This window comes from Komagataeibacter diospyri, assembly GCF_043995075.1.
GTDB classification, from domain to species: domain Bacteria; phylum Pseudomonadota; class Alphaproteobacteria; order Acetobacterales; family Acetobacteraceae; genus Komagataeibacter; species Komagataeibacter diospyri.
In genome coordinates, this window is sequence record NZ_CP171836.1 from 874,285 (window position 1) to 900,157 (window position 25,873).

Consider the following 25,873-nt stretch of genomic DNA (forward strand, 5'->3'; position numbering starts at 1 on the left):
ACGATGACCAATCTTCTTTCGGATTTCCCGGTATTCGATTTCCAGCCCGGCCATGTGCCCGTCCTGCTGACCCTGCCACATTCGGGCACGGACCTGCCCCCCGGCATGGCAGCGCGCATGACCCCGTATGGCCAGCAGCTGCCTGATACGGACTGGTATATTGACCAGCTTTATACAGCCCACGCGCGTGAACGCGGCATAGGGGTCATCCGTGCACGTTATTCGCGTTATGTGGTGGACCTTAATCGTGGCGCGGATGACGCCATCCTGTATCCGGGGCGGCCCAGTACCGGGCTTGTCCCCAGCCTGACATTTGACGGCACGCCGATCTATCAGGCCGGGCAGGAACCGGACCAGAACGAGATTCACGACAGGACCGCCGCGTTCTGGAAACCTTATCATGATGCGGTCGGTCAGGAACTCGAACGGCTGAAGTCGCAGCATGGCTGGGCAGTGTTATGGGACGGACATTCCATCCAGACCCATATTCCCCGGCTGTTTGAAGGCCGTCTACCTGACCTGAATATCGGCACCAATAGCGGTACATCCTGCGACGGACTGCTTCAGGACCGGATCAAGGCCCATGCAGAAAGCCTGTCCGGCTACACCCATGTCGTGAACGGCCGTTTCCGCGGGGGGTACACCACCCGGCATTATGGGCAGCCGGACCGGGGTTTTCATGCCGTGCAGATGGAAATTGCCCAGAGTACCTACCTCCAGCGCGAAGAAGCCCCATGGCCGCTGGATGAAACAGCCTTTCGCAAGCTTTCCACAGCCATGGCAGGATTTCTTGACACCGTTCTGGACTGGACACCGCAGGTTCGGTGACCAGCAGAATACCACGCTAAAGAGGTGGCAGATGCAGGCAGCACGTTTATACGGAATTGAGGATATCCGCATCGAAACGGTCCAGGCACCGGCAGAACCGGGTCCGGATCAGGTGCGCATACGGGTCATGGCCGCCGGGATATGTGGCTCGGATCTGCATAACTTCCGCACGGGTCAGTGGATGACCCGTACCCCTGTCACGCCGGGACATGAGTTTTCCGGCGAAGTCATGGCAGTCGGCCCCGGCGTGACCGGCTTCCGGTCCAGGGACCGCGTGGTAGCGGATTCCAGGGTAGGGTGTGGGACATGCCACGCCTGCCAGCAGGGGCGGAGCAACCTGTGTGCCAGTCTGGGATTTGTGGGCGAGGTCTGTGATGGCGGGTTTGCAGGGGAAGTGACACTTCCGGCCCGTCAGTTGCACCGCATTCCCCCGGACATGCCGTTCTGGCTGGCGGCCCTGGCGGAACCCCTGTCCGTGGCGGTTCATGCCATAAACCGGCTTGCCCCCGATTCGGGTATGCCGGTCGTGGTCTGTGGTGGGGGGACTATTGGCGGCCTTGCCGCACTGGTGCTGTCTGAACGGCATGATGGCCGGGTTTACCTGGTCGAACGCGATCCGCAACGCGTGCGCCTGTTGCAGGAAACCTGTGGCGTGTCGCCCGTGGCGCTGGATGCCATCGGCCCCCTTGTCGATGGTCAGGCACCACGCTTCATGCTGGACACCACGGGATCGGTTGCGGTGGCGGGACATCTGCTGGACCACGCCGCGCCTGGGGGGCGACTGGTTCTGGCCGGACTGACCGCGACAAAGCTCAATCTCGACCTGAACCTTATTGTCGAGCGTGAACTGGAGGTGCGCGGCGTCAGCGCCTTTGCCGATGAAATGCCGCAGGCCATCGCCCTGTTGCCAGACCTGCGCGAACGTCTGAAGGCTTTCGTCACCATGATACAGGGGGTGGAGCAGATACCGGATGTCTATGGGGAGCTGCTGGCACAACAGCGTACAGGGCTGAAGACACTGATCTTTCCCCATCCCGTTGCGGAGGAAGCATAATGAAAAACCCGTTCTGTGTCCGTGGTCGCGTCATTGTCGTGACGGGGGGCGGTCGTGGCATTGGCCGGGCGGTGGCATTGCATCTGGCAGGGCAGGGCGCGCAGGTGTTTATCTGTGGCCGTTCTGTAGCACCCTTGCGTGAGACCTGCGACATCGCGCGGGATGATGGTCTGGAAATGGACCATTTTATCGTGGATGTCGCCAGTACTGACAATATTGAACGGGCTTTTCATGACCTCTGCGCAAGAGGTCTCCATATCGATGCATTGGTGAACAATGCCGGCATGGAAGAACTGCGTCCCGCCATGGATGCGGATGACGCATTGTGGGACAGGATTGTCGATACCAACCTGCGCGGGGCGTTTTTCTGTGCATTGCATGCGGCGCGCGGGATGCGGGCGGGTGGGGCAATCGTCAACCTGTGCTCACTGGCGTCCGCGGTTGGTATTCCGGGGGCGGTGCCATACGGTGCCTCAAAATCCGGTCTGCTGGGTGTGACGCGCGGGCTGGCCACGGAATGGGGGCCAAAGGGTATCCGGGTCAATGCGGTGGGGCCGGGATATTTCCGTACGGAAATGACGGAACCCTTTTTTCGTGATGAAAAATGGCGTGAGACAATGATGCCGCGCATTCCGCTGGGACGGTTTGGCGAACCTGCGGAACTGGGGGGCATTGTGCAGTTCCTGTGCTCGGATGCTGCAGCCTATGTAAACGGTCAGATCCTGTATGTGGATGGGGGTTTTCTGGCTACCATCTGAAGGTTGTATATATATGTATGATATTATCGTTGCTCATTCGTTTTGAAGTTGATATGAATCGGATGAACAGGGCCAGACAGATCTGTAGTGCGTGGTAGGGGACAGATATGGTTTTTTGCCCGGCTACGGTTGTCACTCGCCTATAATGCGTTGCCTGAGTGGAAGCGACCAGATGAACAAGACTGTCAATTTTGTCGATTTGCGGAATGCTAAAAATATTCCCGCCCACCTTCTTGACCGTACGGAAGCCGACCTTGGCCCGTATCTGGAACGCGTCAAGCCGATTATCGAGGCTGTCCGGACCGAAGGTGACGCAGCCCTGCGCCGTTTTGCGCAGGCCTATGACGGCGTGACCGTTCCGGACATGAGCATCCGCGCCACGGAGGAGGAGTTTGAAACCGCCTTCCGCGAAATGGATCCCGAACTGATCCGTTCAATTGAATATGCAATTGGCAATATCCGCAAATTCCATGAGGCCCAGAAGCCCGAGGATAGCTGGATGATCGAGGTCCAGCCCGGCGTATGGGCAGGAGACCGGAATGTCGCCATTGAATCGGTGGCCTGCTACGTGCCGCGTGGCAAGGGTGCGTTTCCCAGCGTCGTGAACATGACCGCCATTCCGGGCATTGTGGCCGGTGTGCCGCGTCTGGTCATCATCACGCCGCCTGCGCCGGATGGGCGCGTGGATGCAGGCACGCTTGTCGCCGCGCGCCTGATTGGCGTGACTGAAGTTTACAAATGTGGTGGTGCGCAGGGTGTGGCCGCCGTGGCCTATGGCACGGAAACCGTCCCGGCCTGCATGAAGATCGTGGGACCGGGCAGCCCGTATGTCGTCGCGGCAAAGAAGCTGCTTTCCCATATCATTGATCCTGGCGTGCCCGCAGGCCCCAGTGAGGCGATCATCCTGGCCGATGACAGTGTCGATCCCGAACTGGCTGCGCTGGATCTGGTTATTGAATCCGAACATGGGCCGGATTCCTCCGCCTGGCTGGTGACGGACAGTCCGCGCGTTGCGCAGGGCGTGAAGGAAGCCCTGCCCGGTCACTGGCAGCAGATGGACGCCAAACGCGCCGAATTTTCATCCACCGTCCTGTGCGGGGCGTATGGCGGCATCGTGTTGACGTGCGATTTTGATGCGGCAGTGGAATTCACCAATGCCTATGCCCCTGAACATCTTGAAATCCTGACACAGGATCCGATGGCTGACCTTGGGCGTATCCGTAACGCGGGCGAGGTACTGCTGGGCAACCACACACCCGTCAGCCTTGGTAATTATGTCATTGGTCCCAATGCCGTGCTGCCAACCAACCGGGCCGCGCGCACGCATTCGCCGCTTTCCGTGCATGATTATATGAAACGGATGTCGTTCGCCCGTGTATCCGCGCGCGGATACAAGGAAATGGCAGCCCATACGCACCGCTTTGCATCGTATGAAGGGTTTTCCGGCCATGCGCGCGCGGTATCTTCCGCCCGTCCTCTATCCAAAAGCCAGTAAACCGTCCGTTGTGAACAAAGGCTGTATTCATGAATGACTCAGCATCCGCACAGGCGCTACAGGCCTTCCGTGCGAAAGACGTAACGCGGACATGCACGATCCTTTCCGACCTGATACGGGAAGAATTCGGTCTACGGGTCAGCAACATCACGCTGGGGAATGATGGATACAGCCTGAATTCCGTAAACGGCTTCCTCACGATCCCAACGGGAGAAGAATACTTCTTCAAGTTCCATCATGAGGAAAATGAGGAAAGTACCCTTCAGGAATTCTATCGTGGGGAAGTCCTGCGCGACGCTGGTTACCCGATCGACATGCCAGTTTATGTGTCGCGCGCAGTCGGTCGGCAGATACTGCTTTATACAAAACGGTCAACGCCACGACTGGCGGATCTGTGCCGTACATATGACGCGACGGATGCGGATATCAGACCAGTCGTTGCGGCGCAGCGTGAGCTTGATGCGCTGACGGCACGCATTTACCGCGAAACCTTCCACCCGATATCCGAAGCCGAATGCGCAACCGAACCCTTTCACCAGCTATTCCACCATCGCCTGACAACCGATGACAGGCAGCTTGGGGCGCGGGCAGCACGTTTTTTCGCATCGGGCCGTACATTTGCGTTTCCGGGTGTAAGTGTTGCCGATCACGCGCTACTTGACATGAAGTGGCGCATCAACGGGGTGATGTATGCCGATACGCTACGGACCGTGCTGGAACGCAGCATGCGGCTGCTTTCCCCACGCATGCTGGCCCGTTTTGGCGGGGTTACGGCACATGGGGATGCGCATAATGCCAATGTGTGGTGGGAAGGGGCGGGCAGGAGCCTGACCTTCTTTGACCCGGCCTTTGCCGGGCAGGATATTCCTGCCATCATGGCGGAGGTCAAGGCAACCTTCCATAACATCTTCGCCCATGCAGACTGGTTGTATCATCCCCATGACCTGCCCGCTGATATGGTGACCCATGCCAGCATGACGCCTGACGGCATACTGGATGTCACGTCGGGGTGGGAAATGAACGACCTGCGGCGCGCCTTTCTGGATTCCAAGGCGGTGCTGCTGTGGCGTCCGCTGCTGAAGCATATGCGCGCCATGGGGCAACTGCCAGCCGACTGGCGTGCGACGATCCGGTGTGGCCTGTTCTGCTGCCCTACGCTGGTAATGGATCTGTGCGCTGATGGGGCTGGTGGCCATACGCCGCTTTCATCCCTGACGGGGCTGGCGGTTGCTGTCATGTGCGGCAGTGAATCCGTGCCACCAAGGCAGGATGTGGTCAGCCGCTTCCTTGATGCAATTGATCCCGGAAATTAGAAATATCATTTCGGAACCAATCTGATAACAGTGATCCCCTGTTATTGAAGGAGTTGCCGTATATGGACATTGACGCACCATTGCGCAATTCGGTTCTGGCCGTTGAGGAAGATACGATTTTCCCCATACCGGCAGACCGGCGCCGGGGAAATACGCGTGGGCTGTGTCTGGTCTGGCTGGGGGCGAACCAGAACATACTCGCGATCCTGACAGGCCTGATCTACTGCCAGGTCTGTCATCTTTCGCTGTTCTGGGCGGCCCTTGCCATTCTGGTCGGCAATGGGGTGGGGGGCATGTTCATGGCCCTGCACGCCGCGCAGGGGCCGCATCTGGGTATTCCGCAGATGCAGCAGACACGTGGTCAGTTCGGAGCCTATGGGGCGCTGCTGGTCATTGTTGTCGTCATTGTCATGTATGTGGGGTTTACGGCGACATTGCTGGCCATCGGACGTGAACAGGTGCAGCAGGCCCTGGGCGGTCCACCACACCAGTTACCCGTCTATGTCCTGGCTGCGGCCATCCTGTCGCTGTGTATTGTCGGACATGGGTGGATTGAACGTTTTGTGGTTGGCTTTACCTATGTGGCAGCTACGGCGTTCTTTGCCCTTGCGTCTTTTTTCCTGTTTTACCTGCATGCCCTGCCGGTCCAGCCGTTGATGGCGGTTCCCGGCATGCATGATTTTGTGGCGGCTGTCTCGATCGGGGTGCTGTGGCAGGTAGCGTATGCACCGTATGTATCGGATTATTCGCGTTATCTGCCAGCCGATACACCCGAACGCGATGCATTCTGGTCGTGCATGACGGGCAGCATCATTGGAACTGCGGTCCCTACCTTTCTGGGGGCCTATATCGGTAGTACCGCATGGGCTGGGAATTTCTATACCGCGATCCAGGTGCATTATGCGCTGCCGGCCTATGTCCTGCTTGGCATTGTCCTGATTTCGATCACGGTTTCATGCACGATGCAGATCTATTGCGCGGCCCTGTCCTGCATGACCCTGTTTTATACCATGTGGCCGACATGGCGGCCTTCGGCGCGCAGTCGCGGGCTGCTGGCGGGTGGACTGCTGCTGCTGTCCGTACTGCTGACCATCATGCTGAGCGGCGACATACTGCATATCCTGAACAGCTTCATTGAATTCCTGCTGGCGGTCCTGTCCCCGTGGACGGCAATCAATCTGGTTGATTATTACCTGATCCGGCATGGCGATTATGATATCCGGTCCTTTTTCCAGCATGATGGCGGCATATACGGGCGTTTCAACCGACCGGCCATTTTCTGTTACATCATGGGTATTGTTGTGCAGGTACCCTTTATTTCAAATGATCTGTATTCCGGCCTGATGGCACGGCAGATGGATGGGGTTGACCTGTCATGGGTGGTGGGAATCCTGCTGCCCGGCCTGGTTTACTGGCTGATATGCCGACAGTCGGATGCCCCCGCGCGCCCTATCGTCAGATAAGATCGTGCACAATACGGCCTGCCGTGACCGTCAGCATGCATTTCAGGTCCGGCAGGCTGTCCGGATCCATCCCGAAGGGGTTGCCCGACAGCACGGCAATATCCGCGCGGTAGCCCAGTGCAATACGACCTTCATACCGTTCCCGTCCGGCGGCCACCGCTGCCTTGCTGGTATAGCTGTCGAATGCTTCGGGCAAGCTGATTGCCTGTGTCGGGATCCATGCTTCTGATGCAGGTGCCCCGATGGGACGGCGCAGGACGGCCTTGCGCAGCCCGCGCAGGGGATCAAGGGATACAATCGGCCAGTCCGTCCCGAACGCCAGCATGCTATCCGCATCCAGCAGCGCGCGCAGCGGGAATGCCAGTTGCGCGCGATTGTCCCCCACACGTTTTTTCCATACCCCTTCCATGCCCATCCATTCATCGGCTGGCGCAATCATGACGGGCTGCATGCTGGCAATGGTGGAAGTGCTGGCAAAGCGGGTAATATCATCGGGATACGGCAGTTCGGCATGTTCCACGCGGATACGCGCACGGTTCGGGCTGTTGCCTGCGATTTCTGCCGCATCAAGGGCCAGATGGATCGCGCCCGGCCCGATGGCATGGGTCCATATGTCCAACCCGTTTTCCACGCCGGTCCGAACCGCATCAATATAGGCCGTGCGGTCCCATAGCAGGGTACCGCGTGCATCAGGCTGGTCCGCATATCCTTCGGGCATGTAGCCGGTATGGGATTCCAGCACGCCATCAAGGAAGAACTTGATGCCGTCCAGGCGCACCATGGCATTGTCATAACGTGCACGCAGGTCCAGTGCTTCGCGCAGGCGCTGCGGCGTCAGGCCGGGATCGGGTTCTATTTCCGTCATCATCCCGATGCGGACCGGCAGCGTGCCTGCCGCATCCCGCGCCGACAGCAGCGGCAGGTAGGCTTCGTCATACGCGGCACTCTGCATACGGGTGATGCCCAGCCGGGATGCCGTATCCAGCACCAGACCCAGCGCGTGATCCATTTCCGGTCGGGTCATGGGCGGGATATGGCTGGTGACAAGGCTGACAGCGTCTTCCTTCAGCCAGCCCGATGGCGTGCCATCGGCGCGGCGGACGATTTCACCATTTTCCGGGTCGGGGGTATCGCGGGTAATCCCGGCAATTTCCATGGCACGCGAATTCGCCCATGCTGCATGCGCCATGCCCGATGTCAGGATTACCGGACGGTCTGGCAGGATGCTGTCAATCATGCGCGCATCGAATTCGCCATCGGGCAGGTCGGGATAGCCATAGCTCCATTCCAGACCGCGGATCCATGGCGTGTCGGGATGTGCCGCCGCCCATACCGCCACCCTTTCCAGCAGGGCCTTCATGGTCCGTACATCCCGCAGCCCGATGGCGGAAAGATAGTCAGCGGCCATGGCAATATGCATGTGGACATCAATAAAGCCCGGCATCAGGAACATGCCGCCCAGATCACGGATGACGGTTGTCGGGACACATTGCTCCATGATGTCGGATGATGTGCCGATCGCCACGATATGTCCGTCCATGATGCCGACTGCATTGACGGGTGGGGCATGGCCGTGAATGTCAGCATTGATGATGGCAAGGTCGAGGGGCATGGATCTGTTCCTGAGATGGAAATATGGTGTGATTAGAGCATATTGTTTCTTGAATGTAAGGGTATGCCATGGCCGCTGACGACACGTCGGTTCACGAACCGGCGGCAACAGGCAAGCCAGACCTGCTGACAGAATGAATCAGTGAATAGCATATTGTTTTCAATTGGTTGGTTGTGCCGCTTCCGCCGGTTTGAGAACAATGCGGGCAGAGGCATGGTGCCATTGTCAGGCCCGTTGCCTTACATGGATGCAGCCCATCGGAAGTTTCTCTCTTTGGCATAGAAACTTCCGAGCAGGCGATGCCCCCGGACTGTCTTACGATAACGTGCATGGCCCTGATGATGGAGCGAACATGACATCCCTGCTGCATGACAGTAATCCGACCGTTGCAGCCCTTGCGCATCTGGTTGCATGGCCAACCCTGAGCAGGGAAAGTAATCTTGACCTGATCGAATGGTATGCGCAGCAGTTCCGTGCGGTGAACGCCACCCTTACGGTCGTGCGGCATGAGGAGACGGATCGTTATGGCCTGTTTGCCACGATCGGACCAGACACTGGACAGGGTATTGTCCTGTCCGGTCACAGTGATGTTGTGCCGGTGCAGGGGCAGGCATGGACGTGCGACCCATTCAGCCTGACGGATCGCGACGGAAAGCTGTTTGCGCGCGGCAGCAGTGACATGAAGGGTTTTCTGGCCTGTATGCTGACTGCGGCACGATATGCGGCTAACAGAGAATTGCGGCGCCCCCTGCATTTCGCCATTTCCTGTGATGAGGAAATCGGCTGCGTGGGCGTGCGTTCCCTTCTGGCGTTTCTGCGTGAACACGCAATCACGGCGCAGGGCTGTATCGTGGGAGAGCCAACCGGTCTGCAGGTAGCCGTAGCCCATAAGGGAAAAGTGGCCGCACGCATCATATGCCACGGCCGCGCGGCGCATTCCGCCAATCCCATGCTGGGGTGCAACGCCATCCAGATCGCAGCACGCATGGCACAGGAAGTCGCCCGCATCCAGGTGAAGATGATGGATGCCCCGACACAGGACCCGTCATTTGAGGTGCCATTCAACACGGCACAGGTCGGGTTGATAAATGGCGGGGTTGCACTGAATATCGTCCCCGATCGGTGCGAACTGCAGTTCGAAATGCGTCTGCTGCCCGGACAGTCGGCTGATATATGGCTGAAGCAGTTGCGCGAACGCGCAGCGGTTGTGGTGGCCGATTATCCCGGTGGGACAATCGATTTCGAAATCATCAATGAATATCCCGGCCTTGTGCCCGAACCGGATACCGCCATCCGTAATATTGCCCTGCAGGCCAGCCAGCATAATGCGGTGACCACCATCGGCTTCGGGACGGAAGCGGGACTGTTCCAGCAGGAACTGACATTGCCCACCGTGATATGCGGCCCCGGATCAATTGACCGTGCCCATAAGGCGGATGAATACATTACCCGTGATGAACTGGCTGCGGGCGACGCCTTTCTGGCCCGTATTGTTGATACGTTGTGCGTGGCGTAAGGCGGCTGGCCCTAGTCGCTGCCCGGCAGGGGCTTTCCCGCAAGCAGTTCACGGCACACCTGCAGGAAGGCCGTCGCCCGCGCCGTCTGCCGTATGTTTGCGATCGTGGCCGTACCATACAGCAGCGGCTGGGGTGTGTCCTTGAGCGCAAGATAGGCCAGCGGCCTGCCATCCAGCGCTGCCTTGTTGCGCGGGCGCGCATTGGCCAGACTGTAGCCTTCGCCGCGCGCAACCAGCGAACGGATGACATCAATGCTCTGGAACCGTCCCATTATGCTGGGCACGATGCCCGCATGGGAAAACAGGGACAGGAAATAATCCCGTGACAGCGGCAGGTCCAGCAACAGGAAGGGTTCGTGTTCCAGTTCCGACAGGACGATATGCCGCCTGCGGGCCAGACGGTGCTGTGCCGATACAAAGGCAAAGGGAGGCAGGGCGGCCAGCGGGAAAAAATCAAGATCCTGCGGCATGTTCAGGTCATAGGCCAGCATGGCGCAGATTTCGCCATTGCGCAGCTTTTCAATCAGTTCACTGTGATGGCCGGCGATAATGCGCAGTTGGGCATCGGGGTGGCGGGTTTCGAATTCCTGCAGCAGGTCCGGCACGATCAGGGAATACAGCGTTGCCATGCAGCCCACTTCAATCAGGCCACTGACCTGCCCCGACAGGCCGGATGCGGTCATGTCCAGTTCGGTGGCATGAAGCAGCAGGTTACGGGATTCACGCAGGAAGCTGTGGCCTTCCTGTGTCAGGGACAGCCCGGCGGCATGGTGGCGGATGAACAGGGTAATCCCGAACACGGCCTCAAGCTGGGCGATGGCGGCGGAAATGGATGGCTGGGAGATATGAACCCGCCTGGATGCTGCAGTAATCGACCCCGTTTCGGCAGCCGCGACAAAATATTCGATCTGTTTCAGTGTGAAACGCATGGGGTGGCTCCGGCTGCTGTGTCTGTCACGACGGGACCAAGGACCGCATGGCGGCAGGTGGCGCCGGATCGGATGAAACAGGATAAAACAGGAAAGGCAGGATCATGACATTTTCCATCGTTGCGCATTGCGCGCGCACCGGGCAGTTCGGGGTGGCGGTCGTATCGTCGTCGCCCGCCGTGGCGGCCCGCTGCGCCTATGCCCGCGCGGGCGTGGGGGCGGTCACGTCGCAGAATGTAACTGACCCGCGACTGGGGCCAATGGCTCTCGACCTGCTGGAACGCGGACTGACACCCGCTGAATGCCAGGTTGTCATGGCCCGCGTCGCAACCCATGCACCATACCGGCAGATGACCTTTATCGACAGCAGTGGCCACGGGGCCGCATGGTCTGGCGACAGCACGCTGGGCACCCATGCCGAAGCCTTTGGCAAGAATATCGTATCCGCCGGCAACCTGCTGGCCAATGCGGATGTGCCGGCAGCAATTGTTGCTGCGTTTGAAAAGGGCGACCCATCCCTTGAACTGGGGGAGCGGATACTGCTGGCATTGCAGGCTGGTGCGGATGCGGGCGGCGAAGCCGGACCTGTCTATTCCGCTGGCATGCTGGTGGTTGACCGTGAACAGTGGCCGCTTGCGGATCTGCGGGTGGACTGGGGCGAAAATCCGGTCGCGCGTCTGACGGAACTGTGGGCTGTATGGAAACCCCAGATGTATGATTATGTCCAGCGTGCGCTGCATCCCGCCCAGGCCCCTTCATATGGTGTGCCGGGAGATGAATAGAGCATTGCAATAACCTTTGATCAATCATTATTGCTTCGGTTTTTCTGAGGTGCATCTTCGATATATATTTCTTTAGCGGAATGAATCTCCGTTCGAATATCCCATGGTCATAAGCACTGGTTTTCGGGAGACGTGCCATGTCCACCCAGACATCGGTATCACAACATGGGCAGGGATCATCCGAACGTGAACAGTTTGTCGCGGCCATGGGGCATGTTGCAGCTCCCGTGGCCGTGATCACCACGGACGGCCCCGCCGGGCGGTTGGGCATTACCGTCAGTTCCGTCACATCCGCGTCCGCTGATCCGCCAATGATGATGGCGTGCATCAACCGGCGCAGTCCGGCTTTTGCCGCCATTATCGAAAATGGCTGTTTCGTCATCAATATGCTGTCGCACGACCATGTCGGGGTGGCGGAAAACTTCGCTGGCCGGGCCGGGGTCTTCCCAGCATTCGATTTCGGCTGTGCGGCCTGGAAGCCGGGGCAGGCAGGGGGATGGCTGCTTGACGGGGCGCTGGCATCCTTTGACTGCACCCTCGAACAGTCCGTCGATGTCGGGACGCACGGGGTGATTATTGGTGGCGTCCAGCATACCTATCTGCAGCCCGCAATGACGCTGCTGCATTTCCGTCGGGCATTTCACCGGCCGGAACCCGTTCTTCATAATTCTTGAGCAGGAAGATAATTCATGATCCGTACAGGACAGCAGTATCTGGACTCCATCCGTGATGGCAGGCGGATATGGATGAATGGCGAACGGGTGAAGGATGTCACGACGCATCCGATGTTCAGGCCCATCGTTTCCATCCGTGCGCGGATGTATGACATGCAGCATGAAGCGGCTTTCCGTGACCGACTTGTCTATACGGATGACAAGGGAAACGAAGCCCCGCTGGCCCTGCAGTTGCCCCATACGCAGGAAGACTGGAAGGCGAAGCGTATCGCCACTGACACCGTGCTGGATGAAGTAGGAGGCATCGTCACGCGTGTCGGTGACGAGACGATTGGCGAGATGTGGTCCCTGTATGACGGGCAGGATATCCTGAACGAGGTCAATCCCCAGTTCGCGGAAAATATCCGTCATCACGTGCATAAGGCGATGTATGCGGACCCGTTCCATGTCTCGGCCAATACGGACCCCAAGGGGGACCGTTCCAAGCGGCCGCAGGACCAGGATCCGGACATGCTGCTGCATGTCGTGCGCGAAACGGATGCGGGCATCATTGTCCGTGGCGCCAAGTATGAAACGGCGGCGGCTTACGCCAACCAGGCATTCACCAAGCCCACCATTGCCAACTGGGGTGATGCCGAACTGTCTGATTACGCGGTCGGGTTCATCTGTGATTTTTCCTCGCCCAACCTGAAATTCATCTGTCGCACCGGATTTGCCGGGCGCGCGCCGATCGAGGATTATCCGCTGTCCAACCGGTATGACGAGGTCGAAGCCCTTGTCATTTTCGATGACGTGCTGATCCCGTGGGAAAACGTGCTGTTCTACCGGCACACCAAGGCTGCAACCTTCATCCGCGCGACACTGCATCGCTACAGCGCGTTTGCCTTTGTGCAGCGTAACCAGAAGCTGGCCGACATGATGATCGGCGCCGCCATGTTCAACGTGCGCCAGACCGGACTGGACCGCCAGCAGGCGGTGCAGGAGAAACTGGCGACCCTTGCCTGTTACCGTGAAGGGATCAATGCCCACCTGACGGCGTCCATTGCCATGGCGGAAGAAAGCCCCGGTGGCCTGCTCATGCCCAACCAGTCGCTGCTTATGGCCGGGCGTGTGCTTGCATGTTCCAAGCTGCATGAAATGATGCACCTGACGCGCGAACTGTGTGGTGGGCAGATCTGTGTCACGCCGGACGTCGCGACATTCCGGGATCCCGAAACCGCGCCATGGATGGAAAAATTCTATTCCATCAATGAAACATGGCAGGCCGAGGACCGGCGCAAGCTGCTGGCCTATGCCCGTGACATGCTCAATTCCGATTATGCCGGCCATCGTCTGACATTCCAGCTGTTTGCGCAGGCCCCGCCGTTTGCGCATCTGGCTGCGGTCTATCGTAACTTTGACTGGAACGGCGCACTGGAATTCGTGCAGCGTTCAGCCGGGCTGAGCGAAGGTGTGCTGCAGCAGGGCAAGGGAGGGAACAAATAATGACAGGCCAGATAACACATAAGCGGATCCGCTGTTTCAACACGCGTGATACCTATCCCGAACAGAACCTGGACAATGACCTGTGCCAGGCTGTCGTCGCGGGGCAGACGGTTTATGTACGCGGTCAGGTGCCGCAGGATCTTGATACGCGTGAAAATGTTGCGGTCGGCGATCCGGTGGGCCAGGCTGAAAAGGTAATGGACAATATCGAACTGCTGCTGAAGGAAGCCGGTTCTGAACTGTCCCATATCTGCAAGGTTACGGTGTACCTGACCGATATCCGTTACCGGGAAGCAACATATCGTGTTCTGGGGCGGCGTATGAAGGGGGTCTTCCCCGTTTTCACGGGGCTGGTAGTTGTGGCGCTGGCTCGTCCGGAATGGCTGATCGAGGTGGATGTTATCGCCGTCATTCCGTAAAACATTTATACATCAGAGTTTTTTATCAGGGCTGCTGTTGTTGGTACGACAGCAGCCCTGAGCGTTTGTGGCAAATATTTCAACGAATGATTATATAACAGTCAGGATAATTGCTAAAATGCAACGTGTCCCGATAAATGTATGGACAGCCCATATCGATACGTTTGGGATGCAGGAATTCTGTTGCGTTACCATTACGGAAACATAATAATGCACCAATGATATCTCTGCTTGTACATACATGCGGTTATGTGTCCGGCCCTAGGTCGGAAAAGTCAGCAGACACATGCATGGCGCATGTTGCTGGTACAAGCAGATATTTTTCCTGTCGTGATTTCTAAAGGGGGCAGTATGCGCAGACGTTCGACTGGCTTGACTGTATGTATGATACTGTCATCAACATTCCTGACTAATGGACTGCGTCTGCACATGGCCCATGCGGGCGATACCGTGCAAAAAAATTCTGTCAATGCAAAGTCGACGGCCGCATCCGGTGGCAAGACGACGGCGGTCAGGGCAGGGGACTCGACGGTCAATACGGGCATCAATGCCACCGGTGCGGGTGAACAGTTGCATGTTACGCGTACGCGTTCATATGGGGGCTTGATCCGTAACGAAACGGCGGCAAAATCGGTCAGTACCGTGTCCCATGATTATATTGCCAAGCAGGCGCCTGCATCCAACGCGCTGGCACTGGTGGCCATGTCGCCGGGTGCAAACGTGTCCATGGGTGACCCGTTTGGTGTCAGTGATGAATCCGATATCAATGTCCGCGGTCTGAACCAGCAGGAAATTGGCTTCACCTTCGAAGGGGCGCCAATGAACGATCCGGATGACTATACCCCCAATTCGTCCGAATGGGTCGATAGCGAGAACATGGACAACGTCCAGCTGCAGCAGGGCGCCCCCAGCATCGAAACCCCCACCACCACGTCATCTGGTGGTACCATGGCCGTCAAGATGCGTGGCCCCAAGCATACCCGTGGCGGCGAATTCGATGTCAGTTACGGCACGCACCAGATGAACCGCCAGTTCATCCGGTATGACAGCGGGGATATCGCCAATACCGGCCTGCGGGCATTTGCGTCCTTTTCCGACCTGACCAGTCGCGCGTGGCGTGGTCCCGGGCGGAACAACCGCTGGCATGTGGACTACAAGCTGATCAAGGAATGGGGTGACGGGAATTACATTTCCCTGTCCGGTTCCTACAACAATGAACATACGGCATGGTACAGCACCCCGACCCTGAGCGACTGGAACAAATACGGGCTGAAGAACAACCCTAATGACATGCAGGGCAAGTATAGCTTTGGCGAGGCGAATTATTACAAATCCTACGCTACCAGCTGGACCGATTATTTTCTGAGCGCACCTTCGCACTTCAAGCTGGCGCGTAATCTGACACTGGACGTAACGCCCTATTATTACCACGGCAGCGGAAACTATCCCTTTGGTGTGACAACAGTTCCGACAACCGGGCCGTATTATAACGGAACATCGGCCAATTCTTCACCGCTGGCCGGGAATAACTATTCCGAGGATGGTCAGACCGCGGCAATCCAGAACTGGATTGGCGTGGAAGGCTATACAGGATTCAACTCCACCCTGCATTACAAGGTGGCCAACCATGATCTCGTTTTCGGGTACTGGTATGGCTATACCGACATGCATGTTGATGAACCGCTTAGCGGGCTGGATGCGTCCGGCAATTCAACGGGCTACCTGCGTCAGCAGGATGGCACCACGCTGAATGAATGGTCCTATCACACCATTACCCAGACGAATGCGCTGTATATTGGTGATACCATGCATTTCCTGAACAGGAAGCTGACGCTGGATGTTGGTTTCAAGGAAGTCATGGCGGCACGAAACGGCACGCTGAACCAGCCCGGCCCGCAATACAACGCCAATTATTATTCGGCACAGCCCCTGCCGCGCATGTCCATCAGCTACAAGTTCAATCCGAAGATCATGGTCTTCGGCAACGTGACGACCAGTTACCGCCTGCCGCTGGGTTCCGCTTTCTACAACCAGTATAACAGCCCGTGGGATGGCGGGACGTATCAGACTGCGAACAAGAACCTGCATGATGAATACAGTGTGTCGGAAGAAGTGGGTGCACGATACCATGACAATTGGATCACGGCGTCACTGACCCTGTTCAATTACAACTTCTCGCACCATCAGATTAACGAGTACATCGGTAACGTGCCGTATTATCAGGATGCGGGCAGCATGACGACGCGCGGTTTCGATGGTGAACTGGCGCTGCACCCCTGGCATCACATCACGCCTTACGGGTCGGTTGAATATCTGTATGCCCGTCAGGATTCCAACATTACAATGGACGGCGTGACCTATCACACGGCAGGCAAGATGGCGACCTCCGCACCCCGCTGGATGGCGGCGGCTGGCCTGCAATATGACGATGGTCGTTTCTTTGGCAGCGTTTCACTGAAATATGTGGACAAGGAATACGGCACGTTCATGAACGATGAACAGATTGCCGGCCATAAGCAGGTTGACATGATGATCGGTGCCCGTGCGCCGGATATCGGCTTCCTCAAGGCGCCTTCACTGCGGCTGAACGTCATCAACCTGGCGGATCATCACTACCTGTCCGGGGTGTATAACACCGGACCGGTCGCGGGCACCGCGCAGTACTACACGGCGCCGAACTTTGCGTGTCTGGGAACATTCAGCACCGGTTTCTGATCCGTTGCATTTCATAAAGGGGTCATGCCTGCAGGCATGACCCCTTTTTTGTGGGGCTGGATAGGTTTTGACTATCCAGCCGGTACGTTTTTTGTTGTTGCCCTGTATTGGGCAAACATTACGATTTCAATGAACTGAAATACATACATGATATCAAAGGCTGTTTGAAAAAACAGGTCAGGAAGCGCCCTGCAATCATAAGCAAGGTTTTGGTGAAGCTTTTTCCAGGCAGCTTCTTATCATGATTGTGACAAGGTATGTAAATCGATGCGGCAGGCGTCCTTTCCTCGTGAATTTGACTATATCATTGTCGGGGGTGGCTCCTCTGGTTGCGTGCTGGCCAATCGGTTGAGCGCCGATCCGCGTAACCAGGTCTGCCTGATTGAAGAGGGGGGCAGTGATAACACGCCCCGTATCCAGATCCCCGCTGGTACCCTGACCCTGTATAAAAGCTGTAAACTGGCCTACCAGTTTTTCTCGGTGCCACAGGCTGATCTGGATAATCGCCGCATCCACGTGCCGCGCGGGCGGGGCCTGGGTGGTTCCAGCATAATGAACAGCATGATCTATATCCGTGGTGAGCGGTCAGATTATGATGGCTGGGCGGCACAGGGATGTACGGGGTGGGACTATGACTCGGTCCTGAAATATTTCATGAAATCAGAACATGACTGTCTCGGCCTTGATCCCCGTTTTCATGGGACGGGGGGGGAACTGGATGTCACTACCCCGCGTGAGGCCAATCCCCTGTCACGCATGTTTATCAAAGCGGCCGAACAGGTCGGGCAGAAAGAAAATCCCGATTTCAATGGAAATACATTTGAAGGCGTGGGCATTTACAATGTCACGCAGCGCGATGGAAAACGGCTGAGCGCCTACCGCGCGTTCGTGCATCCGGTCCGTAATCGGCCCAACCTGCATATCCTGACGGGCATGACGGTCAAATCTCTGATTACCCGGCAAAACACGGTGCTGGGGGTCAATGTGGTCCATGGTGAACAACAGTTTGGCCTGTTTGCCCAACGGGAAACGGTGCTGTCCGCAGGAGCCATCGGCTCCCCTGTCATCCTCATGGCGTCGGGGATCGGACGGGGAAATGACCTGGTGGGGGCGGGGATATCCGTCATTCACGAATTGCAGGGGGTAGGACAGAACCTGCAGGACCATGTGGACGGTCTTGTTACGGTGCGTTCGGATGAGGCGCGCAGCCTCGGCTTTTCATGGCGATCACTTCCGGCCGTCCTGTCTTCCCCACATAAATATGCCCTGTGGCGCAAGGGGTGGCTGACAACCAATTACGTGGAGGCGGGCGGCTTCGCCCGTACGCCCCTGGCGGATGGCGTGCCGGATGTCCAGTTTCATTTCGTGCCAGGATTCCGTAGTCATCGCGGACGCCTGTTTGAAATGGGACATGGCTTTGCCATCCATACCTGCGTGCTGCGTCCGCGTAGCCGGGGCGAGATCCGTCTGGGCCAGAATGGCATGCAGGATATCCAGATCGATTTCCGCTTTCTGCAAGATCCCCGTGATGGACAGGTTCTGAAGGAAGGTATCTGTCTGGCGCGCAAGATCCTGGCGGCTCCGATCTTTGATGGCATTCGTGGGCGCGAAATGGCGCCTGGCCAGGATATCGTAACCGATGATGAACTGATGGCCTATATCAGGCGCGGCGCGAGCACTGTTTTCCATCCGGCCGGCACATGCCGGATGGGAACGGATGCGGACGCGGTCGTGACCCCGGACCTGAAGGTGAGGGGAATGACGGGACTACGGATTGCCGATGCCTCGATCATGCCGACACTGGTTAGCGGCAATACCAATGCGCCCTGTATCATGATTGCTGAAAAAGCTGCCGATATGATCTTGTCAGACCGGCAGCGATAGACAGGCAGGGAACAGGCGCGGATTGAGGGACGACTTCAATCCGCTGTGGCGGCCAGGCCAGCTGGTGCCGAGCGTGCCTGCCGGTCGGCGGCCCACCAGTACAGTGGCGTGGTGACCACCAGCCCCACAATCCATGACAGGTCCACCCCATGTACCAGTCGGGCCATGGGGCCGGTGAACAGGGCATTGGACAGGAAGGGAATCTGGATCAGGATACCGACGAAATAACAGATGAAGGCCGGTTTGTTGTAGCGGCCATAACGTCCGCCCGTGGGGTGGAAAAAGGATTCGACATCATACTCGCCCCGATGGATCAGGTAGTAATCCGTCAGGTTGATTGCAGTCCACGGAATCATGACCGACATCAGCAGTTCAAGGAATTCGCTGTACAGCGCCATGAAGCTGCGGGCCATGAATACGGCCATAAGCAGTGCGATCGTCAGCAGCACGGATGTGATGGCAAGGCGCAGCGCCTTCTGGTGCCTGCGCGTGGAAACAAAGGTCTGGATGATCGTCAGGGTGGACAGGGCGCCGCAATAGACATTCATCGCGTTGGCGACGGCAATGCTCAGCGACAGGGCACACAGTACCGGCACGGCCGCACCATGCAGCATCTGCCCCAGGGTCGCGACAATATTATGGCCGCTGGCCAGCAGGCCGATCATGGCCCCCAGTGTCATCGGCAGTACGGATCCCAGCACGGCGCCCCAGAAACTGGCATGGAACGCCTTGCGTTCCCCCTCGGGACCGGGGGGCAGGTAACGCGATGAATCGGATACGTAAGGGGCATAGGCAATCTGCCACAGGGCAGCGGTTGAAATCGTGCCCAGTATGCCACGCGTGCTGATATGGGCGTGGCTGGCATGCAGCAGGTCGGCGCCATGTTCCCAGCCGACCAGGCACAGGCACAGCAGGATGGCGACCCCGCATACCCATGTCATGATCCGCGCAGCCGTATGGATCATGTGATAACCATAAATGGCGGGAATGACGGACAGGGCCTGAATGATCAGGATCCCCCCCAGACGGTTGAGATGCGGCACGATAAATTGCAGCCCTTCGCCACCCAGTACCAGGTTGGATGCGGCAAAACCTACATACATGATGACGATCAGGGCCGTGATCGGCACGGCGCCGACAATGCCGAACTGGCCGCGTGTCTGAACCATCTGCGGTACGCCCAGTCGCGGACCCTGCGCGGCATGCAGCGCCATGAAAATGGCGCCGACCATGTTGCCGGTGATGATGGCAGCAAGGGCAGGCAGGAAAGGCAGGCCAAAGACACCTGTCGCAAGCGCCCCGGTCACAACCGTCAGCATCATCAGGTTGGAACCGAACCATATCGTAAACAGGTCGCGGGGCCGTCCGTGGCGCTGGTCCAGTGGAATACGGTATATGGTCGCGGATTCGATTTTTGTCGGAACCGTCTCTGCCATCAGGGAATATACTCCGTAACGATATGGCGTTCCCTGCCGCGCAGGGGTTTTGTACCTATCGTAAGTGACGCATAGCATTTGCTTGCATAACTTATTCTGTCTCAACAAAACAAAAAAATATATGCGATGCTGAAGTTAAGGGCAGTCCGCGCCCTTGAACACGGTTACCACCGCATCTGTCAGCACAGAAAACCATCATATCATTTCGGGTATGGATTGACAGGGCAAAATCGATATGTGCTAACTATTGATATATACAAGTGCATGCAAGGTGATCCGACGCTATGACCGAGACCTCTCCTCCCTTTAATGATCGCATGGCAAATGACCGCGTTATCCGTGCCCCCCACGGTTCCCAGTTGACAGCGCGTAGCTGGCAGACTGAAGGAGCCTTGCGCATGCTGATGAACAACCTTGACCCCGAAGTGGCAGAAAACCCGTCCGAACTGGTTGTATATGGGGGTATCGGCAGGGCTGCCCGCAACTGGTCCTGTTACGACCGGATCGTTGAATGTCTGCGTGGGCTGGAAGATGACCAGACGCTGCTGGTGCAATCGGGCAAGCCTGCGGGCATCTTCCGTACCCATGCCGATGCGCCGCGGGTGCTGATCGCCAATTCCAACATCGTTCCGCATTGGGCAAACTGGGATAAATTCAACGAACTCGACCGGCTTGGTCTCATGATGTACGGCCAGATGACGGCCGGCTCATGGATTTACATCGGCTCGCAGGGGATCGTGCAGGGCACGTACGAAACCTTTGTGGAAATGGGGCGCCAGTACTACGGCGGCAACCTGCAGGGCCGCTGGATCCTGACAGGTGGCCTTGGCGGCATGAGCGGGGCGCAGCCACTGGCCGCGGTCATGGCGGGGGCGTCCATGCTGGCGGTGGAATGCCAGCCCGGTCGTATCCAGAAACGGCTGGAGACCGGCTATCTGGACCGTCGCGTGGACAACCTTGACGAGGCGCTGGAACTGATTGCCGAGGCCAACCGCAGCGGCAAGCCCGTTTCGGTTGGCCTGCTGGGGAACGCGGCTGAAGTATTCCCTGAACTGGTGCGCCGTGGCATCCATCCCGATGCGGTGACGGACCAGACATCGGCGCATGATCCGCTTAACGGCTACCTGCCTGCGGGCTGGACGCTGGAACAGGCGGAAAAAATGCGCATTACCGATCCGGCTGCCGTGGAAAAGGCGGCAAAGGACTCAATGCGCCTGCATGTCGAAGCCATGGTGGCGTTCCATAAACTGGGTATCCCGACCTTCGATTACGGCAACAATATCCGCCAGATGGCATATGAGGCCGGTTGTGCGGACGCCTTTGCCTTTCCCGGTTTCGTGCCTGCCTATATCCGCCCGCTGTTCTGTCGTGGGATCGGCCCGTTCCGCTGGGCAGCACTGTCCGGTGATCCCGAAGATATCTATCGCACGGACCAGAAGGTGAAGGAACTGCTGCCTGACGACCATCATCTGCATAACTGGCTGGATATGGCGCGTGAGAAAATCCAGTTTCAGGGTCTGCCGTCGCGTATCTGCTGGGTTGGCCTTGGGGACCGGCACCGCCTGGGCCTCGCATTCAATGAAATGGTGGCCAAGGGTGAACTGAAGGGACCGATCGTGATCGGTCGTGACCATCTGGACAGCGGTTCGGTCGCCAGCCCCAACCGTGAAACCGAAGCCATGCGGGACGGAAGTGACGCCGTTTCGGACTGGCCGCTGCTGAATGCGCTGCTTAATACGGCGTCAGGTGCGACGTGGGTTTCCCTGCACCATGGCGGTGGCGTGGGCATGGGCTTCTCCCAGCATGCCGGGATGGTGATCGTGGCGGACGGGAGCGAGGGCGCGACCCGTCGCCTTGAACGCGTGCTGTGGAATGACCCGGCCACCGGTGTGATGCGCCATGCGGATGCGGGCTACGACATTGCCGTTTCCTGTGCCAATGAAAAAGGGCTCGACCTGCCCATGATTACGCGAAAGAACTGAAATTATGACAGTAACAGACAAGCTGGTGCTTAAGCCCGGTCACCTGACACTGGCACAGATGCGTCAGTTCTATTTTGACGGATCGGATGTCACGCTGGCGCCGGGCGTTGTGGCGCACTTGCATGAAGCCGCGGCTTCCGTGACCCGGATCGTGGAACGGGGTGAACCGGTTTATGGTGTCAATACCGGCTTTGGCAAACTGGCCAAGACGCGTATCCCTGATGACAAGCTGCGTGACCTGCAGCGTAACCTTGTCCTCAGCCATGCGGCGGGGATCGGGGAACCGATGCCTGCGCGTATCGTGCGCCTGATCATGCTGCTGAAGGCAAACGGCCTGGCCCGTGGCTTTTCGGGCGTCCGGGCGGAAGTGGTCGAATTGCTGGTCACTATGCTGGAACGCGGTATCGTGCCGGTTATCCCGTACAAGGGGTCGGTGGGCGCATCCGGCGATCTGGCACCGCTTGCGCATATGAGCGCGGTGGCGATCGGAGAGGGCGAAGCCTTTTTTAATGGCGAAAGATACGCCGGGGCCGAGGCGATGCGTCTGGCCGGGCTATCGCCACTGGAACTGGGCCCGAAAGAAGGTCTGGCGCTGCTGAACGGCACGCAGGTTTCCACCGCGCTGGCACTGGCGGCGCTGTTCGATGCCGAACGCCTGCTGCAATGCGCCCTTGCGACGGGGGGGCTGACCCTTGACGCCGCGCGTGGAACGGACGCGCCATTCGACCCGCGCTTGCATGAGCTGCGCGGCCAGCGTGGTCAGATCGAATGTGCCAGTGTCTATCGTACGCTGATGCAGGGATCGGCCATTCGCGCGTCCCATGTCGAGGAAGATGAGCGCGTGCAGGACCCGTACTGCCTGCGCTGCCAGCCTCAGGTCATGGGCGCATGTCTGGATAGCCTGCGTCACGCGGCGGGTATCCTGCTGCTGGAAGCGAACGCGGTTTCGGATAATCCCATTCATTTTGCCGATACGGATGAAATGATTTCCGGCGGTAATTTCCATGCTGAACCCGTGGCGATCGCATCCGATCTGATGGCGATCGCGGTATCGGAAATCGGGGCGATTGCCGAACGGCGCCTTGCCCTGCTGGTCGATGCGCAGATGAGCGGCCTGCCGCCGTTCCTGGTCAATGACAGTGGCCTGAATTCAGGCTTCATGATTGCACAGGTCACGGCAGCAGCCCTTGCGTCGGAAAACAAGACGCTGGCCCATCCCGCCAGCGTGGACAGCCTGCCGACTTCCGCCAATCAGGAAGATCACGTCAGCATGGCGACCTTCGCCGCCCGCCGGGTGACGGATATTGTCGATAATGTCCGTGTCATCCTGGCGGTGGAGTATCTGGCGGCGGTGCAGGGACTGGATTTCCTTGCCCCCCTGTCTTCGTCGAAGCCTCTGGTTGCGGCAGCCCAGGTCCTGCGTGCAAAGGTGCCGTTCTTTGAACAGGATCGCCTGTTTACGCCTGATATCGAAAAGGCGGCGGAACTGCTGGCGGATGGCAGTCTGGTGACAACCATTGGCCAGCATGTAGCCCTGCCGCAGGTTGGATAGGGACAATATACCCCTTTCCGTATCTTTATTATTATAAAGTAATAGATTGGGGGGTATTCTTGGTAATGACGCAACAGGTGGTGGAGAAAGCGGGCAATGGAATTTTCAGGCGTTGATGACTTGTATCAGATGGCCAACCGTCGCCTGCCGCGCCTGTTTCGGGATTATGTGAACGGAGGCGCGCATGGCGAAGTCACCATACGCGCGAACCGCCAGGCATTTCTTGACTGGAAAATTATCCCGCGTTGCCTACGTGATGTATCGCAGGTGGATATCGGGTCTACATGGCTGGGCAAGTCCCGTGGTGCGCCGTTCATGCTGGGGCCGGTCGGTTTCGCAGGCATGATGCATGCAGGCGGGGATGTCATGGCGGCGCAGGCGGCAGCGCGGGCGGGTATTCCGTTTGCCGTTTCCACCTTCTCCATCGCTGCCATGGAAACACTTGCCCGCGTGCCGGGCGTGGATCTTCTGGCGCAGATCTATGTCTTCAGGGACCGTGAACTGACGCGTGACATGTTGCGCCGCGCCCAGGCGTGCGGGATTGATGGCATTATCCTGACGGTTGATACCGCCATTACGCCCATGCGGGCGCGTGATGTCCGCAACGGGTTCCGGCGCATGACGCGGCCTTCGGTGGCCCAACTGCTTTCCATGGCCAGCAGGCCGGGATGGAGCCTGCGCATGCTGATGGCGGGAAAAGCCCGCATCGGCAATCTTGCCCCGTACGGCATGGGCCAGAACCTGCTGGAGGAAGCACGCAACGCCGCCGCTGAAATTGACCCCTCCCTGACATGGCAGGATCTGGCATGGCTGCGTAAGGAATGGGGTGGCAGGCTGATCGTCAAGGGGGTGATGGATGCGACCGATGCCCGTCAGTGCGTGGAAAACGGGGCGGACGCATTGATTGTCTCCAATCACGGTGGGCGGCAGATGGACCCGTCGCCCGCAACACTGTCCGTATTGCCGGAAATTGTGCAAGCTGTCGGGGATCGATGTGAGGTCGTGCTGGATAGCGGCGTGCGGCAGGGGGGCGATATTGTTATCGCGCTGGCATTGGGCGCATCCGGTGTGGCACTGGGTCGTCCATGGGCATGGGCGCTGGCGGCAGGGGGACGCAGGGGCATGGACGCCCTGACAACCGGCCTGTCGGGCGAAGTGCGTGATATCATGGGACTGGCCGGAATTCGTAATATGCAGGAACTGGCGACCCAGCGGAAGCAGTTGCTGCGCCGGGCCTGATGATCCTTACATATACTGGCGGCCACCCAGGCTGTATCGGCTGCCGGGATAGGTAAAGATGCCTTTCATCACGATCCTGTCCTGCACCCATGTGCGCCGGACCAGTTGCAGGCAGGCTTCCGGCGTTTCCAGTTCCAGCAGGTGCTGGAGTTCCTGTGACGGCGTGATGGCGAAAATGACGTGTTCGATCTCGTCCGGACCGGCAATATGGTACAGGTGCCGGTGCGGATGCGCGACGGAAAAGTCCTGATTCAGGTAATCCGGCGCGAAATGCGGAGAGACATAACGTTCCTCCACCTGCAGTGGCGTATCATCCTCGTAATGCACGATCACGGAATGGAACAGCTTGCTGCCCGGACGCTGGTCGAATGACATGGCCAGGTCAACATCGGCCCGCGCTGTGTCCAGCGTGATGACGCGGGAGCGGTGGGTATGGCCGCTGGCAATAATGTCATCGGCAATATCATGTAACTGCAGCAGTTCGGCGCGCGGGGCTGGGCGGGCGACAAACGTGCCAACACCTTGTGCGCGCGTGACCAGTCCTTCCGTCATCAGTTCACGCAGGGCACGGTGTACCGTCATGCGCGATACGCCAGTGATCTCCACCAGTTCACTTTCCGACGGCAGGCGCTGACCGACTTTCCATTCTCCCCTTCTTATGCGTGCCGTGATATACTGCTTGACCTGTTCATAGCGTGTGATTGCCTGAGTTTCAGCAATACCTATAGCCATATTAC

Annotated in this window: 20 protein-coding genes; 16 read left to right on the plus strand and 4 right to left on the minus strand. The window is 58.3% G+C overall.

The window, feature by feature from the left end:
* The first annotated feature begins 3 nt into the window (after positions 1 to 3).
* The 6 genes from hutG to ACE2AA_RS04065 all read left to right on the plus strand — a co-directional run bounded on the left by hutG (position 4) and on the right by ACE2AA_RS04065 (position 6,911).
* Positions 4 to 828 (plus strand): N-formylglutamate deformylase, encoded by an 825-nt coding sequence (gene hutG, locus ACE2AA_RS04040; protein ID WP_141299326.1) that lies wholly within the window; start codon positions 4 to 6, stop codon positions 826 to 828.
* Positions 829 to 859: 31 nt separating this feature from the next.
* Positions 860 to 1,882, plus strand: a complete 1,023-nt coding sequence (locus ACE2AA_RS04045; RefSeq protein WP_141260028.1) for a zinc-binding dehydrogenase — start codon at positions 860 to 862, stop codon at positions 1,880 to 1,882.
* On the plus strand, positions 1,882 to 2,640 hold the full coding sequence (locus ACE2AA_RS04050) for an SDR family NAD(P)-dependent oxidoreductase (protein ID WP_395371313.1): 759 nt from the start codon (positions 1,882 to 1,884) through the stop codon (positions 2,638 to 2,640). The genes ACE2AA_RS04045 and ACE2AA_RS04050 overlap by 1 nt, the downstream gene beginning before the upstream one ends.
* 172 nt (positions 2,641 to 2,812) lie before the next feature.
* Positions 2,813 to 4,135, plus strand: coding sequence for a histidinol dehydrogenase (gene hisD / locus ACE2AA_RS04055; protein WP_141299320.1), 1,323 nt, complete (start codon positions 2,813 to 2,815; stop codon positions 4,133 to 4,135).
* Between the two features lie 29 nt (positions 4,136 to 4,164).
* The gene (locus ACE2AA_RS04060) at positions 4,165 to 5,448 is read left to right on the plus strand and encodes a hypothetical protein (RefSeq protein ID WP_395371314.1); all 1,284 of its coding nucleotides are present in this window, start codon (positions 4,165 to 4,167) and stop codon (positions 5,446 to 5,448) included.
* Between the two features lie 62 nt (positions 5,449 to 5,510).
* Positions 5,511 to 6,911: a purine-cytosine permease family protein gene (locus ACE2AA_RS04065; RefSeq protein WP_395371316.1), complete on the plus strand. Its 1,401-nt coding sequence runs from the start codon at positions 5,511 to 5,513 to the stop codon at positions 6,909 to 6,911.
* On the opposite strand, the gene ACE2AA_RS04070 is transcribed toward ACE2AA_RS04065, so the two are convergent.
* Positions 6,904 to 8,523 carry an amidohydrolase gene (locus ACE2AA_RS04070; RefSeq protein ID WP_395371318.1) on the minus strand — a complete coding sequence of 540 codons (1,620 nt, stop codon included), beginning with the start codon at positions 8,521 to 8,523 and terminating at the stop codon, positions 6,904 to 6,906. The genes ACE2AA_RS04065 and ACE2AA_RS04070 overlap by 8 nt on opposite strands.
* 352 nt (positions 8,524 to 8,875) lie before the next feature.
* Between ACE2AA_RS04070 and argE the strand changes: the two genes are divergently transcribed.
* Entirely contained in the window at positions 8,876 to 10,039 is a 1,164-nt protein-coding gene (argE, locus tag ACE2AA_RS04075; RefSeq protein ID WP_395371320.1) for an acetylornithine deacetylase, read from the plus strand.
* A gap of 11 nt (positions 10,040 to 10,050) precedes the next feature.
* Here the strand turns inward: argE and ACE2AA_RS04080 are convergent, their stop codons facing one another.
* On the minus strand, positions 10,051 to 10,968 hold the full coding sequence (locus ACE2AA_RS04080) for a LysR substrate-binding domain-containing protein (RefSeq protein WP_141260021.1): 918 nt from the start codon (positions 10,966 to 10,968) through the stop codon (positions 10,051 to 10,053).
* A gap of 104 nt (positions 10,969 to 11,072) precedes the next feature.
* On the opposite strand from ACE2AA_RS04080, the gene ACE2AA_RS04085 reads away from it, so the two are divergent.
* The 6 genes from ACE2AA_RS04085 to ACE2AA_RS04110 all read left to right on the plus strand — a co-directional run bounded on the left by ACE2AA_RS04085 (position 11,073) and on the right by ACE2AA_RS04110 (position 18,927).
* On the plus strand, positions 11,073 to 11,750 hold the full coding sequence (locus tag ACE2AA_RS04085) for a DUF1028 domain-containing protein (RefSeq protein ID WP_395371321.1): 678 nt from the start codon (positions 11,073 to 11,075) through the stop codon (positions 11,748 to 11,750).
* A gap of 137 nt (positions 11,751 to 11,887) precedes the next feature.
* The gene (locus ACE2AA_RS04090) at positions 11,888 to 12,424 is read left to right on the plus strand and encodes a flavin reductase family protein (RefSeq protein ID WP_395371323.1); all 537 of its coding nucleotides are present in this window, start codon (positions 11,888 to 11,890) and stop codon (positions 12,422 to 12,424) included.
* A gap of 15 nt (positions 12,425 to 12,439) precedes the next feature.
* Complete coding sequence (locus ACE2AA_RS04095) at positions 12,440 to 13,909, plus strand: 4-hydroxyphenylacetate 3-hydroxylase family protein (RefSeq protein WP_141299304.1); 1,470 nt, start codon at positions 12,440 to 12,442, stop codon at positions 13,907 to 13,909.
* An 11-nt stretch (positions 13,910 to 13,920) separates the two neighbouring features.
* Complete coding sequence (locus ACE2AA_RS04100) at positions 13,921 to 14,328, plus strand: RidA family protein (protein WP_193558316.1); 408 nt, start codon at positions 13,921 to 13,923, stop codon at positions 14,326 to 14,328.
* Positions 14,329 to 14,778: 450 nt separating this feature from the next.
* Positions 14,779 to 17,043 (plus strand): TonB-dependent receptor, encoded by a 2,265-nt coding sequence (locus ACE2AA_RS04105; protein WP_227002362.1) that lies wholly within the window; start codon positions 14,779 to 14,781, stop codon positions 17,041 to 17,043.
* 267 nt (positions 17,044 to 17,310) lie between these two features.
* On the plus strand, positions 17,311 to 18,927 hold the full coding sequence (locus ACE2AA_RS04110) for a GMC family oxidoreductase (RefSeq protein WP_395371325.1): 1,617 nt from the start codon (positions 17,311 to 17,313) through the stop codon (positions 18,925 to 18,927).
* Between the two features lie 35 nt (positions 18,928 to 18,962).
* Here the strand turns inward: ACE2AA_RS04110 and ACE2AA_RS04115 are convergent, their stop codons facing one another.
* Positions 18,963 to 20,363 carry a purine-cytosine permease family protein gene (locus ACE2AA_RS04115; protein ID WP_395371326.1) on the minus strand — a complete coding sequence of 467 codons (1,401 nt, stop codon included), beginning with the start codon at positions 20,361 to 20,363 and terminating at the stop codon, positions 18,963 to 18,965.
* Positions 20,364 to 20,647: 284 nt separating this feature from the next.
* Here ACE2AA_RS04115 and hutU point away from each other — a divergent pair, with 284 nt between their 5' ends.
* The 3 genes from hutU (at position 20,648) to ACE2AA_RS04130 (ending at position 25,136) form a co-directional block, all read left to right on the plus strand.
* Positions 20,648 to 22,345, plus strand: a complete 1,698-nt coding sequence (hutU, locus tag ACE2AA_RS04120) for a urocanate hydratase (RefSeq protein ID WP_193557627.1) — start codon at positions 20,648 to 20,650, stop codon at positions 22,343 to 22,345.
* A 4-nt stretch (positions 22,346 to 22,349) separates the two neighbouring features.
* A complete protein-coding gene (gene hutH, locus ACE2AA_RS04125; RefSeq protein WP_141260013.1) occupies positions 22,350 to 23,897 on the plus strand; it encodes a histidine ammonia-lyase in 1,548 nt (515 codons plus the stop codon).
* A 129-nt stretch (positions 23,898 to 24,026) separates the two neighbouring features.
* On the plus strand, positions 24,027 to 25,136 hold the full coding sequence (locus tag ACE2AA_RS04130) for an alpha-hydroxy acid oxidase (RefSeq protein ID WP_395371328.1): 1,110 nt from the start codon (positions 24,027 to 24,029) through the stop codon (positions 25,134 to 25,136).
* 6 nt (positions 25,137 to 25,142) lie between these two features.
* Here ACE2AA_RS04130 and hutC read toward each other — a convergent pair whose 3' ends face one another.
* Positions 25,143 to 25,868, minus strand: coding sequence for a histidine utilization repressor (gene hutC, locus ACE2AA_RS04135; RefSeq protein ID WP_141299290.1), 726 nt, complete (start codon positions 25,866 to 25,868; stop codon positions 25,143 to 25,145).
* Positions 25,869 to 25,873 lie beyond the last annotated feature (5 nt).

Bases quoted from the DNA above. Each gene is read 5' to 3' on its own strand.
- hutG (WP_141299326.1), top strand. From the start codon at position 4: ATGACCAATCTTCTTTCGGATTTCCCGGTATTCGATTTCCAGCCCGGC.
- ACE2AA_RS04045 (WP_141260028.1), top strand. From the start codon at position 860: ATGCAGGCAGCACGTTTATACGGAATTGAGGATATCCGCATCGAAACG.
- ACE2AA_RS04050 (WP_395371313.1), top strand. From the start codon at position 1,882: ATGAAAAACCCGTTCTGTGTCCGTGGTCGCGTCATTGTCGTGACGGGG.
- hisD (WP_141299320.1), top strand. From the start codon at position 2,813: ATGAACAAGACTGTCAATTTTGTCGATTTGCGGAATGCTAAAAATATT.
- ACE2AA_RS04060 (WP_395371314.1), top strand. From the start codon at position 4,165: ATGAATGACTCAGCATCCGCACAGGCGCTACAGGCCTTCCGTGCGAAA.
- ACE2AA_RS04065 (WP_395371316.1), top strand. From the start codon at position 5,511: ATGGACATTGACGCACCATTGCGCAATTCGGTTCTGGCCGTTGAGGAA.
- ACE2AA_RS04070 (WP_395371318.1), bottom strand. From the start codon at position 8,523: ATGCCCCTCGACCTTGCCATCATCAATGCTGACATTCACGGCCATGCC.
- argE (WP_395371320.1), top strand. From the start codon at position 8,876: ATGACATCCCTGCTGCATGACAGTAATCCGACCGTTGCAGCCCTTGCG.
- ACE2AA_RS04080 (WP_141260021.1), bottom strand. From the start codon at position 10,968: ATGCGTTTCACACTGAAACAGATCGAATATTTTGTCGCGGCTGCCGAA.
- ACE2AA_RS04085 (WP_395371321.1), top strand. From the start codon at position 11,073: ATGACATTTTCCATCGTTGCGCATTGCGCGCGCACCGGGCAGTTCGGG.
- ACE2AA_RS04090 (WP_395371323.1), top strand. From the start codon at position 11,888: ATGTCCACCCAGACATCGGTATCACAACATGGGCAGGGATCATCCGAA.
- ACE2AA_RS04095 (WP_141299304.1), top strand. From the start codon at position 12,440: ATGATCCGTACAGGACAGCAGTATCTGGACTCCATCCGTGATGGCAGG.
- ACE2AA_RS04110 (WP_395371325.1), top strand. From the start codon at position 17,311: ATGCGGCAGGCGTCCTTTCCTCGTGAATTTGACTATATCATTGTCGGG.
- ACE2AA_RS04115 (WP_395371326.1), bottom strand. From the start codon at position 20,363: ATGGCAGAGACGGTTCCGACAAAAATCGAATCCGCGACCATATACCGT.
- hutU (WP_193557627.1), top strand. From the start codon at position 20,648: ATGACCGAGACCTCTCCTCCCTTTAATGATCGCATGGCAAATGACCGC.
- hutH (WP_141260013.1), top strand. From the start codon at position 22,350: ATGACAGTAACAGACAAGCTGGTGCTTAAGCCCGGTCACCTGACACTG.
- ACE2AA_RS04130 (WP_395371328.1), top strand. From the start codon at position 24,027: ATGGCCAACCGTCGCCTGCCGCGCCTGTTTCGGGATTATGTGAACGGA.
- hutC (WP_141299290.1), bottom strand. From the start codon at position 25,868: ATGGCTATAGGTATTGCTGAAACTCAGGCAATCACACGCTATGAACAG.